Source organism: Rhodococcus sp. P4_F3_2, assembly GCF_056401335.1.
This window is the reverse complement of record NZ_JBFUJN010000002.1, coordinates 141,402-157,987: the sequence shown is the minus strand read 5'-3', so window position 1 is coordinate 157,987 and position 16,586 is coordinate 141,402. Positions and strand designations below refer to the sequence as shown.

Here is a 16,586-nt window from a genome sequence, read left to right as displayed (position 1 = left end):
TCAGTCTCCTTCTCAGAATTTCGCCGGGGTCTGCGGAACGATCATGGCCACCAATGCGGCAGCGCTCGTCGCTCCGACCAGGACTCCGAATGCAGCCATGTACGAGAACTGGTCCACCATCCATCCCATCACGAGCGGGGTGATGAAACCGGCGAACTGACCACAACCGTTGATCAAACCCATTCCGGAACCGAGGAATTCGGAAGGAAGTGCCCGCAACGGCATCGCGAAGATCGACATCGAACACAGACCGCTGATGCCTAGAGCCAACGTCTCGTAGAACGTGAACATCGCGACGGTGTCAGCGGTGGTCATCAGGAACAACAGGACTGCCGACGTGGCCATACACGGAACCAGAAGAATCCGAGCCCGGTCGTGGAAGTACTTGTCCACCAACCGCCCGCCCACGATCGTGGCCAGCGCCGTGACGATGAAAGGGATCGCGGCAAAGATTCCCGTGTCGATCAGCGAGAGTCCCTTGTCGTTGAGCAGATAACTCGGCACCCAGGTCATCAGACCGTACGCGGACATGTTGGCCAGGCAGAACAGAATTGCGAACTTCCACACCGACGCGGACTTGAACACCGCGGCGCGAGAGTGCTCGCTCGCCAGAGGTTGCAGCGCAGCCTCCGGATCTTCCGAGATTTCCGTGTCCAACGGTGCCGGCAGCACCAACCACACCACCGTGCCGATCACAGCGCCGACGATGGCCACCAGCCAGAACGCGTCCCGCCACCCCACGGCCATGAGGACCGGCGCGATGATCAGCGGTGCGACGCCGGGGCCGAGGTTGTTGGCGCCGAGCATGAAACCCATCGCGGTCGCTCTGGTTTTCGGACGCGTCCGCTCAGCCAAAGCCTTGAACGACGCCGCCGGAAAGAGCCCCTGGCTGATACCGAACATCGCACGCATGACCATCAGCGAGATGAGACCCCACGCGAACCCGGTCAACGCGGTGAACACCGACCACAGGATCAACGCCACGATCAACAGTGGCCTGGGTCCGAAGCGGTCGGCCAACATTCCGCCGGGGACCTGCCCGAGCATGTAGAAGATCGCGAAGACCGAAACCACACCACCCAACTGCGTACTGCTGAGCGAGAATTCGTCGCCGATCATCGGAAGCGCAAGCCCGATCATGACGCGATCCACCATGTCGATCAACCAGATAGTACTGAGCAGCCCCACCGTAACGGTGGTTGTGCGACGAATCGACTTGTTGTCCAACATGTTTCGAACCGAACCGCCGGTCCCCCGCAATGGTTCTTCCACTGTGACGCGTTCCGCCTTCATCAAGCCTCCCGAATTGTCTTGTGCCGCATGGACTAGAACATTGAAAAGACTGATGAAGTGTGACAGCGAACACGTCTACCGCATTGGTCCGTTTCACCAATACCTGAAGCAACGTTTGGTCGGTCGGAACATGTTCTGCCCCAGTAGATGACAAATGCCGCCGACGCACACGGCGTCGGCGGCATTTCGCGATAGAGTCGCTACTTCATCACGTGCGATTGGCGACTGCCACGATCGTCGAGACGCCTGCGGCTGCAAGCCGAGCATTGACAGTGATCAGGCCGAGAATGTCGTCGACGCTGCCGAGTGTGTGCGAAATCGTACGATCCGAAATCCGTCGTGAGCCGGGAACAGCCTCGGCGAGTTCAGCTCCCGTAGTGGTGGGGTGAACGATCTCGAGGGTCCACTCGTCACGCAGCTCGACCGGCTTCAGTGTGTCGGCCTTGCGCACTGCGCGCTCGGCGCCTGCTCGGATCTGCTCGCACGCCAGCGACGGCGGCAGCGAATTGGTTGCCGACCATCCGTGTGCCTTCTTGACCTCGACGGTCTCGGTTGTCGGCGAGGCCGCGTCCACCAAGCCACAGATGATGTCGTCACCCGTCACGAGACCGACGGGAACGCCCTGGGTGGCAGCGTAGAGGGTGTTGACGTCGGTCTCGGAGACGGACTTGCCGTCGAGGCGGACGTCGGCGAACAAACTCGAGAACGTGTGCGCCAGGACGCCGGGTCCACCAGCTGGTGCGTGATAGCCGACAAACAGGGCGACGTCGTGATCCGACGTCATTCCTTCAGCCATGCACTGCATCTTCGGTGATCCGAAGATCAGGCGCGCCCGTGGATCCAGATCGGCGTGAAGCAGGTTGTCCATCGTTCCGTGGCTGTCGTTGACCAGGACGCTCGTCGCACCGGCGTCGAACGCACCGGCGATCGCAGCATTGGTCTCGGCGGTCATGAGCATCTGCGCACGGTGGTAGCCGCCACCGCCACGGATCGTCTGATCGAGCGTCGCGATACCCGCGATACCCTCCATGTCCACCGAAATATAGACGTGCATTCCTGTCCTCCATCGATCTCAATCGGCTGAATTGATAACTTCGCTTTCACCTTCACACTCGACTGCATTCGTTTCTTGTCCGGTCGAACGGTGAGTCGGCCTCCATTTGGGACGTTCACACCAGAATCCGATACCCGAGCCGTGAAACCATCGGGACATTCGCCGGGCCAGGCGGTTCGACCAACGACAGGAGTGCAGCGCTGATGCAGGTCCACGACATCGTGTTCACCGGCGGCCGCGTCGTCGATCCCGCATCGGGGACCGACGAGGTTCGGGGCATCGCGATCACCGACGGCAAGGTCTCGGCGTGGGGTCACGACGCGATCGAGGCTCGGCAGACGATCGACGTGACCGGTCAGGTGATCTGCCCCGGATTCATCGACCTGCACAGCCACGGACAGGAAATCGCCGAGCAGCGACTTCAGGCGTTGGACGGAGTGACGACGGCCCTCGAACTGGAGGCAGGCGTCATTCCTGTTGCGAAGGCATATGCGCGTGCCGGTGCCGAGGGGCGCCCGATCAACTACGGCTACGCGACGTCGTGGGCGCACGCACGCATGATCGAACTCTCGGGCGCCGATCCCGATGGCGACATCAGGACTCTCTTGCACCATGTCGGTTCCCCGAGCTGGCAGGGCGAACCCACTGCCTCCCAGCGCGCCCACATTCTCGAACTCCTCGAAAACGATCTCGCTGCAGGCGCTCTCGGCATCGGCGTGGTGGTCGGATACGCCCCGAAATCCGATCCGGCCGAGTACCTGCAGGTAGCGGATCTCGCGGCCCGAGCCGGAGTTCCCACTTACACCCATGCGCGCCCACTCATCTCGGCCGATCCGTCGAGCCCGGTGGACGGCGCCGTCGAAATCGCCCGTGCAGCAGCCGAAACCGGCGCGCACATGCACTACTGCCACGTCAACAGCACCTCGGGAATGCACGTCGACCATGCACTGTCCGTGGTGGCTCAGGTCCAGGCAGCCGGATCTCGYGTCACGACAGAGGCGTATCCGTACGGGTCAGGCTCGACGGCCGTCGGAGCTGCGTTTCTCGATCCAGACAAGCTGCATCTGATGAATCTGACACCACGATCGCTGACTTTCGTGCCCACCGGTGAACGTATCGCGGACCGCAAGCAGCTGGAACATCTTCGGGCAACGGACCCCGGCGGACTGGTACTTGTGGAGTTCCTCGACGAGAACGACACCGTGCAGCGCGAATTCCTCGAACGCGCGATGACTTTCGACCGTGCCGCCATCGCGAGCGACGCGATGCCACTGACCTGGCCAGGCCGTACCGCTGCCGATGCGTTGCAGTGGCCATTGCCGGAGAAGGCACTCGGCCACCCACGCGGCGCCGGCACCTATGCGCGAGCGATTCGTACGCTGTACCGCGAGCGTCAACTGCTGTCGCTGTCGGAGATCATCGCGCGCTGCTCGTTGATCCCCGCGCAGATTCTGGAGGAGTCGGTTCCCTCGATGGCGACGAAAGGTCGGATCAGCCCCGGTAGCGACGCGGACATCCTCGTTTTCGACCCCGAGCGAATCACCGACAACGCCACCTACATCGACGGCACCCGTCCCTCCACCGGAATCAGCCGCGTGCTGGTCGGCGGCGTACCCGTCGTCGAAGGCGGTGCCGTGGTCCAGGACGCGTTGCCCGGTCGCCCGGTACGCCGCTCATAGCCGGATCTCGTTCTGACCTGCATAGTTCTGACAGAAAGTCACCACACATGAACACATCGTCTGCAATCAACGGCACAATCGATGCCATGACGGATTTCGCGAACCCCCCGATCGGTTGGCAGCACAAGGCATTCGGCACCGACCTCGAAGGTCGCGACGGCTCCGACCTGGAGCCACTGGGGATCTCTGCGCTCGACGGCAACCTCCTGCTACCCGTGATGACACTCGATCGTGCAGCGATCGCGCACAATGTCGACCTCATGGCGCAGTTCTGCTCCGATCACGATGTGGATCTGGCGCCCCACGCGAAGACCACGATGAGCCCCGAACTGGTTCGTCGGCAACTCGACGCCGGGGCTTGGGCGATGACGGCGGCAACCGTTGCGCAGGCACGCATTCTGCGTGAGTTCGGTGTGGACACCATCATCATCGCCAGCCAGGTTCTCGATCCCGCTGGCATTCGGTGGATCTGCGACGCCCAGGCTACCGACCCCGATTTCTTCGTCACCACCCTCGTGGACTCGGTCGAGAGCGTCCGCCTGATGGAACAGTTGATCGCGAAAGTCTCACCGGCCAGCCGTATCCGGGTTCTCGTCGAACTCGGCTACGACAGCGGACGCGCGGGCGCTCGCACTGTCGAGCAAGCACTCGACGTCGCACGCGCAGCATCGCAGGCTCCTTCGTTGATTCTCACCGGAGTCGAGGGGTTCGAGGGCATGATGCCAGGAGCCTCGGTAGCAGCCCGCCGTATCTCCGTCGATTCGTATCTCAAATCCGCGCGGGTTTTCACGGAAATCTGTGTTGCCGAGAACCTGTTCGAGAACAACTCCGCGAAGGCTCCCCGGCCACTGGTCACTTTCGGCGGCAGTGCGTTTCACGATCTGGTTGTACGCGAGCTGGCCGGCCGGTGGGCACTCGACAACGGAGTACGCATCGTGCTGCGCAGCGGTTGCTACATCACTCACGATCACGGTCTCTATGCCGAGACTTCGCCATGGGCAGACGGACCACGAACTCTGCAGGGAGCCGCAGAGGTCTGGGGCGTAGTGCTCTCAATACCTGAACCCGGACGGGTGATCCTGGGCTTCGGCCGTCGCGACGTCGGCTCCGACGCAGGCTTTCCCATAGTCCTGTGGCGCCGACGCGACGGATCCAACCGACCAGCGCGAGAACTGACCATCACCGCACTCAACGACCAGCACGCGTACGTCGACGTTCCGGCTGACTTCGACGTGAAGGTCGGCGATCTGCTCGGTTGCGGAATCTCGCATCCCTGCACCACGTTCGACAAGTGGTCACTGATTCCCGAGGTCGATTCGGATTACCGCGTCGTCGGTACGGTGCACACCTACTTCTGAGGGGCCGGTTGCGGTCATCCGGCCTCAGTCGTCCTTCGGGTCACGCGGCAATTCGACGCGGAACGTCGTCCCCTGCCCGAGGGAGGTCTCGACGCTGACGGTTCCGTCATGCGCTGCAACCAAAGCCGAAACGATGGACAGGCCGAGACCGGCGCCCCCGGTCTCACGGGTGCGAGAGGTGTCGGCGCGGTAGAAACGCTCGAAGATCCGCGCGGCATCCTCGTCACTCAAACCCTGACCGGTATCCGAAACCTCGACCACCGCGGAGTTCTCGGTCGTACCGACACGAACGGTGACCTGCGCATCCGGCGGAGTGTGTTTGATCGCGTTGCCCACCAGATTGGCAACTACCTGACGCAGCCTGGCCTCGTCACCATGCACTTCGGGCAGGCCTGGGCCGCCGGTCATCTGAAGTTCGACAGTTCGATCCGGTGCGATCACTCGTGCCGCCTGTACCGAATCCGCCGCAACTGCAAGCAGATCCACAGGTTTGTTCTCGAGTGGACGCTGTTCGTCGAGTCTTGCCAGCATGAGCAGATCTTCGACCAGAAGTCCCATCCTCGACGCCTCGCCCTCGATCCGGTTCATCAGCGTTTCCGTATCAGTCATGGCGCCTTGGCGATACAGCTCGGCGAACCCACGAATAGTCGTCAAGGGTGTGCGCAACTCGTGGCTCGCGTCGCCGACAAACCTACGCATCTTCTCCTCGGAACGCCGTGCTGATTCCTCCGAAGCCTCGGTCGCGGCAAATGCGTGTTGAATCTGCGCGAGCATTCCGTTGAGCGCCACTGACAGTCGACCGACCTCGGTGCGGTCGTCACGCTCCGGGACCCGTCGATGAAGGTCGCCGGCGGCAATGGCAGCGGCAGTTTCCTCAACCTCGACCAGCGGACGAAGGCTCCGACGAACCACGAAATACGCTCCGCCGCCGAGGATCAGCAGGACAACCAGGCCGATGCCGAGTTGCAGGCCGACCAGGTCGTCGACGGTCTGTTCGATATCCGTCAGTCGCACACCGATAGTCGTGGTCGTGTTTTCGCGAACCGTCGTGAGCACGCGCCAGTTCACGTCCGAACCGTCGCTCGATCCGACGGTGATCGGGCCGTTGGTGGAATCTTTCGACAGGTCGGGTTCGGTCGTCGTCGACTTGTCGTTGAGAGTGATCACCTTCCCGTCCGGGGTCACCGTCCGAACGAAGAAGGGACTGGGCGGACGAGTTTGCGGACCGACATCGCTGGGTGGCTGCAAATCTCTGGTGTGCGGCTTTGCCCAGCCGTCGACCGCCTCGTACAGCGTTTTGTCGGTTCGCTGGGTCAGTGAATTCTCGAGAGCAGAAGTGACCGCGACGCCAGACGCCAACAGACCCAGCGCCGCCAACACCAGCAAGGCCGCAACCAAGGTGAAACGCAGCGGCAGTGAATGGAGACGGAAACGACCTCTCTTCTGCAGTTGGTCGCTTTCCGCGGCGGCGATCATTGCCGCGGTTCACGCATCACGTAGCCGACCCCACGCAATGTGTGAATCAGCGGCGTCTCCCCCGTATCCACCTTGCGCCGCAGGTAGGACACGTAGGACTCGACAACTCCGACCTCCCCGCCGAAGTCGTAGTTCCAGACGTGGTCGAGAATTCGAGGCTTACTGAGAACCGTCCCGGCATTGACCATGAAGTATCGGAGCAGTGTGAACTCGGTGGGTGAGAGTGCAACCAACTCGCCCTTCTTCCAGACCTCGCGGGTGTCGTCGTCGAGTTCGATGTCGGCGAACTTCACCCGCGGCGACTGCTCCGGTGCGACCCCGCGGCCGGCGCGGCGCAGGATGACCCGCAACCTCGTCACGACCTCTTCGAGGCTGAACGGCTTGGTCACGTAGTCGTCCGCGCCGAGGGTCAGGCCGCTGATCTTGTCGTCGAGCGAATCCTTCGCCGTCAGAAACAGGACCGGTGCGTCCACACCGTCGGCACGGAGGCGTCGAAGCAGACCGAAGCCGTCCATCCCGGGCATCATGACGTCGAGAACAATCGCGTCGGGACGGAATGTCCGTGCGACGTCCAGGCCTTGGGCTCCGCTCGAAGCAGTCGCCACCTCGAAACCCTGGAATCGGAGGCTCACGGAGAGCAACTCCACGATGGTGGGTTCGTCGTCGACGACGAGGATGCGGGCTTCGGGGGTCTTGTCGGTCACGAGAACCATCTTCTCCCCTGCCACTGGATTCTCGCTGTATGTTCCCTGGGAGCTTCCTGTGAACGGCTGAGTGCAGGCGAAAAGCTGGGGTACAGGCCCACGAACCGGAAGGATGCGGCATGTCACTTCCTCCACTGTGGAACATGGAATGCTTGACCTGGCGTATTCCTCTGTTCACCAACAACTCCGATCCCGGCGAGGATCCCGGCTTCGCGCCACCGGAGTCTTGGGCACAAGCCCTCGCGGCTGTAGCCCAAGATCTGCGTTGCCTGCGATTCGGAGCTGAAGTTGTTGTCGATCGTCTGATCTGGGAATTTTCGATCAACAGCGACTACAACGTCACGATCGGCTGGCAAGGCGCACGTGACATCGGCGGATTCAGCTACTTCAACGCACTGTCGATGGATACTGCATTCGCGGACGCTGCGGTGTGGGTCGCCGATATCGTTCAGACCAAATTGGCCGGCTACGACTTCGTTCAGTGGCCGAGCCGAGGGCGCCATCTGCTTGTTCCTCGACTTCGAGACGGGGAACCGGTGTGGATGGATCCGCACGGCGATGCGACGATCAGTCGTATCGGCGAGTTGTGCAAAAATTCGACGAATTATGCAGCAACGTAGCCCAGTTCAAATCGCTCAGCTCTACGGTTCGGTGGCGTCCGCGCTGGTCGGCGGTGTGGTGGCCGCGTACGCAGTGGCCGAGTCCCGAGTTGACGACTTCTCGTTCTCCGACGACGGCCTCACCTCGGTGGTGATCACGCCGCAGTGGGCGGGCGCAACTGCCGCTGTGGTTGCGACGGTCGGTGTTGCGCTACTACATCGCTGGGGACGTGGCGGACTCGCGAGTGTCTTCGCTGCCGTTGGCGCCCTCGTCATCGCGCTACCAGCATTCGTCCCTGTCTCCGCCTCGATATCGGTGACCCTGAACGCAATGGGAGCCGGCACTTTCCTCGCGGCGGCGGCATATCCGACGAAGAGTCACCGCGCAGCACAAATTGCTCTCGCACTCGGGGTGACCGCGACGACCCTGTACTTCGGCGCCGCAGACTTGTGGCGCGATCGCGTCGCAAGGTGGTCGCTCACACTTCCGGGCGATACCTACCCCGTGCCGTCCACGGTTCCCGTCTGGATACTGCTCGCTGCAACCCTTCTGGTAGCCGGAGTCGCCTTGGTCGCACGATCAGGTCAAGAGACGGACGACGTCGACACACGCCTGGTGACTTTGGGAGTTGTTCTGCCCCTGGCATTCACGGCCCTGTATGCATGGTTGGGCTCGACGTCGACATCGCATGGGTCCTGGGTGACGGCGGTGGTGATCGCGGTTGCCGTTACCGTCGCACTGGCTTGGCGTTTGCCGCAACACGACGCCCGCTTCATACTCGCCGGACTCGCAATCGGCGCGGTTTCGATCAGCTCGATTTCCTTTTCATCCGACTGGACTTGGGCGGTGCCCGCGGTGGGTGCTGCCCTGGCGCTGGGCGTCGCCGTCGGCTGGAAAAGACCGATGCCCCAACTCGGGCTGGGACTCCTTGCCGTGACCGCACTCTCGGGATTGCTGGATGCCGCCCTGACCACGGTTGCCTACGTCTTCGTCCTCCCACTTGCGCTGGGACTGGCCGTCGCGTCATGCATGCCTGTTGCCGTCGGAGCAGTCGCGAGCGGGTCCGTACTTCCCTTCACTCTTACCTTGTTCTCGGTTTCAGCGACCTTCCTGGACCCTGTCTCGCAGGAATTCGGGTGGTCGACCGCTCCGCTCGAGGAACACGGACCGGCCGCCGTGACCACGCCGATTCCTTTGACTGTTCTCGCTGCGACGGCGACGATCGTGGTGGCCATGTCGACCATCCATCTGAAGAGAGTTCGAACGGCTGTGGTGACCTAAATCGCCAGCTGATCGGGTCGGAACACAGAATTCTGTTGCTATGGTTGGGTGGTCAACGACGACATCCGGACGAGCGCACCGTACCCGGCCAGCGAAAAGACGGTGCCTTGGGAGTTGTTCACCATGGCATGGATCGTGCTCGTCATTTCCGGACTTTTCGAAGCTGTCTGGGCTACCGCGCTGGGTAAGTCCGACGGATTCAGCAAGATGTCACCCACCGTTGTCTTCATCCTCGGCCTGATCGTCAGTATGGCCGGCCTCGCGTATGCAATGCGCACCCTTCCCATCGGAACTGCGTACGCGGTCTGGGTCGGCATCGGCGCCGCCCTGACCGTCGGATACGCGATGATCACCGGTGCGGAGTCCACGTCGGTCGTCAAGATTCTGCTGATCCTTGGCATCGTCGGTTGTGTGGTCGGTCTGAAGGTCCTTCACTGACCGGCGATCCTGATGAGTGTTTGTGTGTTACCGGTTACAGTTAACGCATGAAACTGCTGGAGATGCTCACGCTTCCCCTACGCGCGGGCATTGCAGCCGCAGAGATCAGTTTGGGTATCGCCGAGCTGACGGTGACTACCGTCCGTATCGCCGTCGGTAATACCGGTGCCGTGACGGCGGGTGCTGCAGGCTTGGCCAGCCCTCGCGGACCCATGCAGATGATCCAGCAGTTGTCATCGCTTACTGCAGACGATCGGCCCATCGGGCAGGCCTTGGCCCCCGGTGGGCCGCTCGATCGCCTTCTCTCACCCGGCGGCCCGGTCGACAAACTGACTGCACCCGACGGCACTCTCGAACGACTTCTCGCTCCCGGCGGACCACTCGAAAGACTTCTTGCTCCCGGCGGACCGTTGGATCGGGTGCTCGCCGAGAACGGCGCCTTGGAACGGTTGCTCGCCCCGGACGGTCTCCTCGACCGAATGATGGCGGAGGACGGTCCGCTGGAACGACTGACCGCACAGGACGGTGCCGTCGAACGCCTGACTGCCAAGGACGGTGTCATCGATCGCGCACTGGCCGAGAACGGCATCCTCGAAACACTCTTGGCGGAGAACGGCGCCTTCGAACGGCTCATCGCCGAAGGCGGCCCGCTTGACCAGATCGTTGCACTGTCCGATACGTTGACTTCGCTCGCTCCCAACCTCGAGAGAATGAGCGCCAGCATCGAGGTACTGCAGGAAACAGTCGGAATCCTCAGTGCTGCAGTCGGTCCACTCGGAGAACTGGCCGGCAAGCTTCCCAATCGCTGGCTCAAGAGCAAGGGCGAACGCCCAGGGCCGGACCTTCCGATCGAATCGGCATAACAAACGGTTACTCGCCGATTACGTGGTCAGTTGTTGATCACGATGTTGAGGTTGATGATGATTCCGCCGAAAGTCAGAATCGTGTTGGCCAAGCCAACGGTCATTCCACTGTTCAGAGCCGCGATCAGTCCGTTCATCGTCGTATCCCCTTCACTGTCTGCGGGTTACGCGTACAAGATTGTGCGCTGGCGCTGACAATAGGCCAAGTTCGCGACCTGCGCGCCATTGCGGAGAAAACTTGTACCGCGGTCGCAGTTTCCGCGTTAACTGTTGCAGGACAACGCAATTCCATACTCGGCGCACTACCCGCAAATGACTGAACCAAACATCACGATTAGGCATACGTATCCCACCCGCATAACCGTCTGCCCCACCAGACACTTGTCCACCCAAACAGAGTGCACAACAGTTAGTCCGGTGCAACAATAAGACGAATCGGACATGCCTGCGACGTGATGGGGAAGGGTGGTTGAGACAATGACGGCGCCGCGCATTGCCAGAGAACACCGCGGCCCTACCGGGGGCCGAAATTCCGCGTCGCAGGACAGCCTGGACGCCGCCTCGGACGCCCTGCAATCGCTGTACGCGCACCTCGATCCACATGCCCAGGCCGAGCAATTTCTCGAACAGGTCTGCAAACACGCCGTCGATCTCATCGCCGACGCCGACATGGCCGGAATTACCATCGGCGGTTCGGATTCGACATTCCGAACCGTAGCCGCCACCCACCAACTTGTTCGCACCGTCGACTCGATCCAATTCCGACTGGACTACGGACCGAGTGTGACGTCGTCACGCACGGGCACGGTTGTACGTGCGCATGCCAGCGAAGCACACAGCCGGTGGCCTCAATTCGCAAGCGCGGCAAAAGCAGTCGGCGCCGTCAGCTTCCTGTCGATGCCATTGCCCGGCAGAGATCGCCCGCTGGGAACCCTCAACCTCTACAGCCACGACCTCCGAGGTTTCACCGGCGCCGACGTGGCATTGCTCCAACTGTTCGCCGTCACCTCGTCCTACGCACTGCACAGCTCGCAACGCCTCGACATCGCCAGAAAGCACGCGATGGACCTCGAGCGTGCACTCGAATCGAGAGGCGTCATCGAACAAGCCAAGGGCATCATCATGGGCACCCACCGCGTCGATGCCGACCGCGCCTTCCGCATCCTCATCCAGGACTCACAACGCAGCAACGTCAAACTGCGAGTGATCGCCCAGCAGTACATCGACGGTGCGATCGATCCGCGCCAGGCCACGAACAAGCCTGAGACCAACTGAACCCGGCAGACACAGCATCTCCGCAGACACAGTGCTTCGGCAAACACAGAGGCACCCACCAGAATCTTGGTGAGTGCCTCTACTTTCGGAGCCTCCTGTCGGGATTGAACCGACGACCTTTCGCTTACAAGGCGAATCTGCAAGCGAAGGGGGGCGAAGTCTAGCGTTGTGACCTGCGGGTTAAGGAAGTGGAACGAAGGGCGAAGAAGCCCAGGAATGCGCGGGTTGTGACAACTCGGTGACAACTCGGCCTAGGGAACTCCCGCACCGGGGTGGTGTGGATCGTTCTGCACGCGACGGTGAGTCAGGCAGTTACTTGCACAGGAAGGCTGCGGGCAGAACATAAGCGTCAATGCCTGCCGGCCTGCCGCCTGCATGCAACCCAGGAATCAACGTCCGCTTCGTCGAAAATCAATGGAGACGAGTTCGCATTTCCAGCCTTCCACGCCTTTGAATATAGTTCGTGGCCCTCCACCCGCAGGGTACGGATTCGCTGCGGCGAATGGCCCGTGCGCGCGCTCACTTGCCCGATTGTCAGGCAACCGTCGGGCGCCTGTGATCGCCGAGGTCGCGGCCTTCCGTCAACCTCGCCAACTTGACTTGGTGAGGCATACCGCGATGGGAAGTCCCTCGCTGGCTCATCGAGCGCGAGCGTGCGGACAACGTCCTCAACGATGGGCCGAAGGATCTCACGAAGGAGTTCAATTGTGGATTCATCAACTTCGATTGAATGCTGGTTTGCCATCCCTAAAGGCTCCTACTGCGAGTTTCCGTAGGCAACCGACCACGAAGCTATGCATCGCCGCCACGCACGGGCCTCGCTCAATAGCGGCTGTGAGATACGCCGAGTCTCCGATACGTACGGTCCGTCTGGTTTGATGCTGAAATGAAGAAGATTGTCGTCGGACTTGCCGTTACTGTCACGCTCTCACTTGCATCGTGCAGTGCAAGCGAGTCGACCCCGCCGACTGCGGAGACTGTAGCTTCGTCGATTGCCGCAACAACCACCCCGACTCCAATGATCCGCGTCAAGCAGGTGGGCGAGAAGGGGAATGCCGGTTGCATAGGAGATGGCAAATGTGACATCGAATTCACGGTCACTGACATCACCAGATCCGCCCCCTGTGTGGAATATCTGAAATACGTCGACAGCTCTGCGTCCAATATGGACCTGGTGACCGTCTCAATGGAGGTTATCGCCGAACCTGTATTTCAGATCCCCGAGGTTAATGGGGTATTCCTTCGCCAGTACTGGTCGGTCATTGGCCCGGATGGTTTCACCACCAGAGAGCCTGCCATCGCGGCTGCGTGCGGCGGAGAAGGAAGTGCGGGGATCAGATTCACTGAGCCTGGAATCAAAGAGCGATCAGTCGTGCCGCTCATTGTTCCGGCAGGCTCCACGGCAATCCGAATCGGCGAAGGTGGACGCGGCTGGGAATGGACAATTCCGGCGTAGGACTTCGCTAGTTCCATCGAGACTTCTGTGGGCTCGCGCCGGAGCATTCGGGCGTCCGGATCGTCTCGCCACAGCGCCGGCAGTAGTGCGTCCGATGGCCGCCGTTGTGAGCGGTCGTGCAGCCGCAGACCTCCCAGCCGACGAGGCATGTGTTCGCCGCCAGTGGATGCCCGTTCGGGCAGCGTTGTGGGGCTCGTTCCGTCGACCGCATTCTCTAAGATTCGCACACCTGTTCGACGAGTGGTAGCGTCGGTTCCGCGGGGTCCGGAGGGTAAGGGAAGACCAGCCGGGCCCTGCCAATCGATGTGTTTACGGCATTCCAGAAGCGGATATAATTCCTTTGCTGCGGCGATTCTGAGTGGGTCAGTTCAGCCGCGCAAGGCCTGCCCTCCGGCTGTCCATTCGCCGGGGGTGGGCCCTCCCTTACAAGGCTGAGAGCGGCCTCCATACTCCTCCTGAGGGTTGGGCCGCGCTCATCCGTTTGGTGGATTTCTGTCCGATTCGCTCGTTTGCTTAATGCTTGCCAAATACGTTCGAGGGGTCGGATTCAATCGAGGGGTCGGATCCGGCTTGCGGTTGGTCATTCGTGTTGTGTGCTCGACGCGGGTGGCGTTCGACGGGACCCGGTCACACCTGGCCAGGCCGGGTCCCCACGCAAACAACATCATTCCAACAGTCCGAGGTCCTTCTCCCACCGCGCCTACAGTCCGCCCCGCGGGTCGCAAGGTAAGGGCAGGCCAGCACGGCCGCGCTCAGACATGCACCGGATCGCGCGCCGAAGTAGTATCGCCGGTGCGCGTTGCACCCCCCGCGACGCGTACCCGGCCCGCTCGACGAGTCCCCCCGATTTAGCTCGGGCGGGCCACCTTATGGACTGTGCGTCTATTCCTTAGTCGAATTTGGGCGCACAAAGCCCGAGAACTGCGTGTCGAGACTGGGGAGTGGTGCGACACGCGCGCCCACCGAGTTGCGGCACAAGAAATGCTCGGTGGGCACCTCCTCGATGATCAGCGGGTTAGTCCCTCCTTCGGTAAAATCAGATCGGCATCCGGCCTCCAACGTCGATGCACGCCTCACCCACAATGTGGTCACGCGCAGGTCGAGTGAGGCAACCAATCTGGTCCGCCCGGTCGTTGCTGACTAGCGAACGGGCGGACCGCCCATGTTTGCAAAGCGAACGGCCGGGGCACCTCCGGTTTGGTCCGCCGGAACGAACCCCACCTGATCTCCGGCGGACCACTGATCTGCGTGTCGAACTTTCATCGGTCCCGACACGCATGGTCCGCCGACTGGATGTTCACAGCTACCGTCGGCGGACCACCAAGACCGCGCGCCCGTCCCCGACAGTTCGAGCGCGCCGCCCACCGAGCTGCGATCACACTCCGCGCCGGTGGGCGTTTGGCTACCTCTCACACTCGGCACGCTGACCCACTCCGGCCCTTGATAGTGCGCCCAGCGACGACTTTCGCGCCAACCTTAGGGAAGAGAACCACCAGGGCCGCCGTCGACCCACCTAATAGCCTGTGAGCCATTCTACGGGCGGTTCCCCCACTCAAAGATGTTGTAACTCATTGCGGCACAATTGGAATCGAAACCAATTGCCCGCCCGGAAAGGTTGCAATCATCCGTTTTGTACGGTAGATTAAATCTTGTCAGGCTACAGGGGCCAGGCAAACAATTGCAGAGTGGAGATGATGTGGACTGGTTTGATCGGTCAATCACCATCGTGGCGCTTCTCGTAGGGCTGTACAGCCTCTACCTGCAACGCCAGACCCCGCCGGGTAAGCACCGGAGAAAGGGGAAGGATGGATAGTTGATCGGAGCCGGGAGTGCTAGCGACACCCCCGGTTCCACCAACCAGTATCCCATCATCGACACGCAGGGAAAGGATGAACCATGACAAGAGCTGAAGGCCTCGGCATTCTCGCTGTCGTTCTCATGGCGATCGCGCTTGTGATCGGGATCGTGAACGGGCGTAGCGGAGTCGAACTCGGAATCTACGTCGCATTATTGGTGCTGTTCATTGGCCTCAATGGCCGACTCGCATGGAAGCGTCGGCATGGCGCAGCGTAAGACGGCGCGCTTCCTGTCCAAGCGTCAGTTCGCCGAGCGGATCGGCGCCAAGGATCCGACGCTGAGCGGGTACAACCTGCCTGAGCCGGACGTAACGATCGGACCGGTAAACGCTGACGGTTCTCTGCCTCGTGGAACATTCGCCGGGTGGACCGAGAAGACGATCGACGAATGGCAGGCCGACCGTCCGGGGCACGGTGGCCGGCCGCCAAACGCGAGGAAGGGCGCTCGATGAATGGCTCGGCAACGTACCGGATAGTCGAAGGTGAGCCGATACCTGAGGGCACCCGAGTTGCGTTCACCGCGGGGGATGGGCTCGTAGTCGACGCGCCCGGAACTGTCACTCGCTACTACAGCGTCAGCCGCCCAATCGTCGAGGTTGTGCTTGACGACGGAAGCCACTGGCTCGCGCAGCCGTGGCACTTGAAGGTGATTCCCGACGAGATCTGAGGAGGAGTTGGGCCCAGCCCGGCCACCAATCTGCGCTCTTCCATGGAGGGTGACATGCAGCACACGCCGCTGCCGGACCCCCTCGCTACGATCAGTAACACACAAAATCGGCGCGGCCCCGACGATCAGCGAAGATCCCGAAGAGCGAACCGTACGGTTCTCTACCCGTTATTCGAACGTGATGAAATGGGACTGAAAGGGCCGCGTCGAGACTTGACCATTTCCGCGCGGACGGCCATGCTAGTGCCACGGAAGTTGGTGAATCGAGGGTCGTGCCTGATTCGCGTAAATGTAAAAAAGATGGACCCCGCTCAGGCGGGGTCCATTTTTTGTGGCTCGCACCGCTCGGCGGCATGTGCGGGGCATCACGCCGGTGGCTTCACAAACCTCGACGCCGCTCGTTGTGACCTGGGAATTACACCGACGTGACTCACAACATCTCGCGTTATGTGTTTCTGTCGGCCACTAGGTGTAGTGTCTTGGACACACGACCCGCAATTTCGATTTTCCGACAACAGAGAGGCTGTCAGTCATGAGCCCCATTCCGTACGCGATCACACGCCATGCCTCCGGATCACCCGGCTAG

Annotated in this window: 15 protein-coding genes and 1 riboswitch; of the genes, 11 read left to right on the top strand and 4 right to left on the bottom strand. The window is 61.5% G+C overall.

All coding sequences use genetic code 11. The features are described from left to right. Positions 1 to 12 precede the first annotated feature (12 nt). Both AC1DWA_RS03415 and AC1DWA_RS03410 read right to left on the bottom strand, forming a co-directional pair. On the bottom strand, positions 13 to 1,293 hold the full coding sequence (locus AC1DWA_RS03415; protein WP_477846319.1) for an MFS transporter: 1,281 nt from the start codon (positions 1,291 to 1,293) through the stop codon (positions 13 to 15). 208 nt (positions 1,294 to 1,501) lie between these two features. Further along, positions 1,502 to 2,347 carry a M55 family metallopeptidase gene (locus AC1DWA_RS03410; protein WP_019747026.1) on the bottom strand — a complete coding sequence of 282 codons (846 nt, stop codon included), beginning with the start codon at positions 2,345 to 2,347 and terminating at the stop codon, positions 1,502 to 1,504. A 203-nt stretch (positions 2,348 to 2,550) separates the two neighbouring features. Here AC1DWA_RS03410 and AC1DWA_RS03405 point away from each other — a divergent pair, with 203 nt between their 5' ends. Next, positions 2,551 to 4,026 carry an amidohydrolase family protein gene (locus AC1DWA_RS03405; RefSeq protein WP_020906335.1) on the top strand — a complete coding sequence of 492 codons (1,476 nt, stop codon included), beginning with the start codon at positions 2,551 to 2,553 and terminating at the stop codon, positions 4,024 to 4,026. 47 nt (positions 4,027 to 4,073) lie between these two features. Next, positions 4,074 to 5,384, top strand: a complete 1,311-nt coding sequence (locus AC1DWA_RS03400; RefSeq protein WP_472795956.1) for an alanine racemase — start codon at positions 4,074 to 4,076, stop codon at positions 5,382 to 5,384. A 24-nt stretch (positions 5,385 to 5,408) separates the two neighbouring features. Here AC1DWA_RS03400 and AC1DWA_RS03395 read toward each other — a convergent pair whose 3' ends face one another. Both AC1DWA_RS03395 and AC1DWA_RS03390 read right to left on the bottom strand, forming a co-directional pair. Beyond that, the gene (locus AC1DWA_RS03395) at positions 5,409 to 6,860 is read right to left on the bottom strand and encodes a sensor histidine kinase (protein ID WP_477846320.1); all 1,452 of its coding nucleotides are present in this window, start codon (positions 6,858 to 6,860) and stop codon (positions 5,409 to 5,411) included. Then, positions 6,857 to 7,573 carry a response regulator transcription factor gene (locus AC1DWA_RS03390; RefSeq protein ID WP_007734368.1) on the bottom strand — a complete coding sequence of 239 codons (717 nt, stop codon included), beginning with the start codon at positions 7,571 to 7,573 and terminating at the stop codon, positions 6,857 to 6,859. The genes AC1DWA_RS03395 and AC1DWA_RS03390 overlap by 4 nt, the downstream gene beginning before the upstream one ends. Positions 7,574 to 7,683: 110 nt before the next feature. Here AC1DWA_RS03390 and AC1DWA_RS03385 point away from each other — a divergent pair, with 110 nt between their 5' ends. From AC1DWA_RS03385 to AC1DWA_RS03345, 9 genes are all read left to right on the top strand, one after another. Further along, the gene (locus tag AC1DWA_RS03385) at positions 7,684 to 8,184 is read left to right on the top strand and encodes a hypothetical protein (protein WP_046377978.1); all 501 of its coding nucleotides are present in this window, start codon (positions 7,684 to 7,686) and stop codon (positions 8,182 to 8,184) included. Then, positions 8,171 to 9,445, top strand: coding sequence for a hypothetical protein (locus AC1DWA_RS03380; RefSeq protein WP_041814687.1), 1,275 nt, complete (start codon positions 8,171 to 8,173; stop codon positions 9,443 to 9,445). Before AC1DWA_RS03385 ends, AC1DWA_RS03380 begins: the two co-directional genes overlap by 14 nt. Positions 9,446 to 9,488: 43 nt before the next feature. Further along, positions 9,489 to 9,554, top strand: a riboswitch (guanidine-III (ykkC-III) riboswitch). Positions 9,555 to 9,568: 14 nt separating this feature from the next. Beyond that, positions 9,569 to 9,883 carry a DMT family transporter gene (locus tag AC1DWA_RS03375; protein ID WP_020906330.1) on the top strand — a complete coding sequence of 105 codons (315 nt, stop codon included), beginning with the start codon at positions 9,569 to 9,571 and terminating at the stop codon, positions 9,881 to 9,883. 47 nt (positions 9,884 to 9,930) lie between these two features. Further along, entirely contained in the window at positions 9,931 to 10,746 is an 816-nt protein-coding gene (locus tag AC1DWA_RS03370) for a hypothetical protein (protein WP_019747018.1), read from the top strand. A gap of 477 nt (positions 10,747 to 11,223) precedes the next feature. Continuing rightward, complete coding sequence (locus AC1DWA_RS03365) at positions 11,224 to 12,021, top strand: GAF and ANTAR domain-containing protein (RefSeq protein WP_020968516.1); 798 nt, start codon at positions 11,224 to 11,226, stop codon at positions 12,019 to 12,021. A gap of 886 nt (positions 12,022 to 12,907) precedes the next feature. Next, on the top strand, positions 12,908 to 13,477 hold the full coding sequence (locus AC1DWA_RS03360; RefSeq protein WP_477846321.1) for a hypothetical protein: 570 nt from the start codon (positions 12,908 to 12,910) through the stop codon (positions 13,475 to 13,477). Between the two features lie 1,896 nt (positions 13,478 to 15,373). Continuing rightward, positions 15,374 to 15,550, top strand: a complete 177-nt coding sequence (locus AC1DWA_RS03355) for a hypothetical protein (protein ID WP_158304203.1) — start codon at positions 15,374 to 15,376, stop codon at positions 15,548 to 15,550. After that, on the top strand, positions 15,537 to 15,785 hold the full coding sequence (locus AC1DWA_RS03350) for a hypothetical protein (RefSeq protein WP_477684873.1): 249 nt from the start codon (positions 15,537 to 15,539) through the stop codon (positions 15,783 to 15,785). The genes AC1DWA_RS03355 and AC1DWA_RS03350 overlap by 14 nt, the downstream gene beginning before the upstream one ends. Then, positions 15,782 to 16,000 carry a hypothetical protein gene (locus AC1DWA_RS03345; RefSeq protein WP_477846323.1) on the top strand — a complete coding sequence of 73 codons (219 nt, stop codon included), beginning with the start codon at positions 15,782 to 15,784 and terminating at the stop codon, positions 15,998 to 16,000. Before AC1DWA_RS03350 ends, AC1DWA_RS03345 begins: the two co-directional genes overlap by 4 nt. Positions 16,001 to 16,586: the final 586 nt, after the last annotated feature.

Bases quoted from the DNA above. Each gene is read 5' to 3' on its own strand.
- AC1DWA_RS03415 (WP_477846319.1), bottom strand. From the start codon at position 1,293: ATGAAGGCGGAACGCGTCACAGTGGAAGAACCATTGCGGGGGACCGGC.
- AC1DWA_RS03410 (WP_019747026.1), bottom strand. From the start codon at position 2,347: ATGCACGTCTATATTTCGGTGGACATGGAGGGTATCGCGGGTATCGCG.
- AC1DWA_RS03400 (WP_472795956.1), top strand. From the start codon at position 4,074: ATGAACACATCGTCTGCAATCAACGGCACAATCGATGCCATGACGGAT.
- AC1DWA_RS03395 (WP_477846320.1), bottom strand. From the start codon at position 6,860: ATGATCGCCGCCGCGGAAAGCGACCAACTGCAGAAGAGAGGTCGTTTC.
- AC1DWA_RS03390 (WP_007734368.1), bottom strand. From the start codon at position 7,573: ATGGTTCTCGTGACCGACAAGACCCCCGAAGCCCGCATCCTCGTCGTC.
- AC1DWA_RS03385 (WP_046377978.1), top strand. From the start codon at position 7,684: ATGTCACTTCCTCCACTGTGGAACATGGAATGCTTGACCTGGCGTATT.
- AC1DWA_RS03380 (WP_041814687.1), top strand. From the start codon at position 8,171: ATGCAGCAACGTAGCCCAGTTCAAATCGCTCAGCTCTACGGTTCGGTG.
- AC1DWA_RS03375 (WP_020906330.1), top strand. From the start codon at position 9,569: ATGGCATGGATCGTGCTCGTCATTTCCGGACTTTTCGAAGCTGTCTGG.
- AC1DWA_RS03370 (WP_019747018.1), top strand. From the start codon at position 9,931: ATGAAACTGCTGGAGATGCTCACGCTTCCCCTACGCGCGGGCATTGCA.
- AC1DWA_RS03365 (WP_020968516.1), top strand. From the start codon at position 11,224: ATGACGGCGCCGCGCATTGCCAGAGAACACCGCGGCCCTACCGGGGGC.
- AC1DWA_RS03360 (WP_477846321.1), top strand. From the start codon at position 12,908: ATGAAGAAGATTGTCGTCGGACTTGCCGTTACTGTCACGCTCTCACTT.
- AC1DWA_RS03355 (WP_158304203.1), top strand. From the start codon at position 15,374: ATGACAAGAGCTGAAGGCCTCGGCATTCTCGCTGTCGTTCTCATGGCG.
- AC1DWA_RS03350 (WP_477684873.1), top strand. From the start codon at position 15,537: ATGGCGCAGCGTAAGACGGCGCGCTTCCTGTCCAAGCGTCAGTTCGCC.
- AC1DWA_RS03345 (WP_477846323.1), top strand. From the start codon at position 15,782: ATGAATGGCTCGGCAACGTACCGGATAGTCGAAGGTGAGCCGATACCT.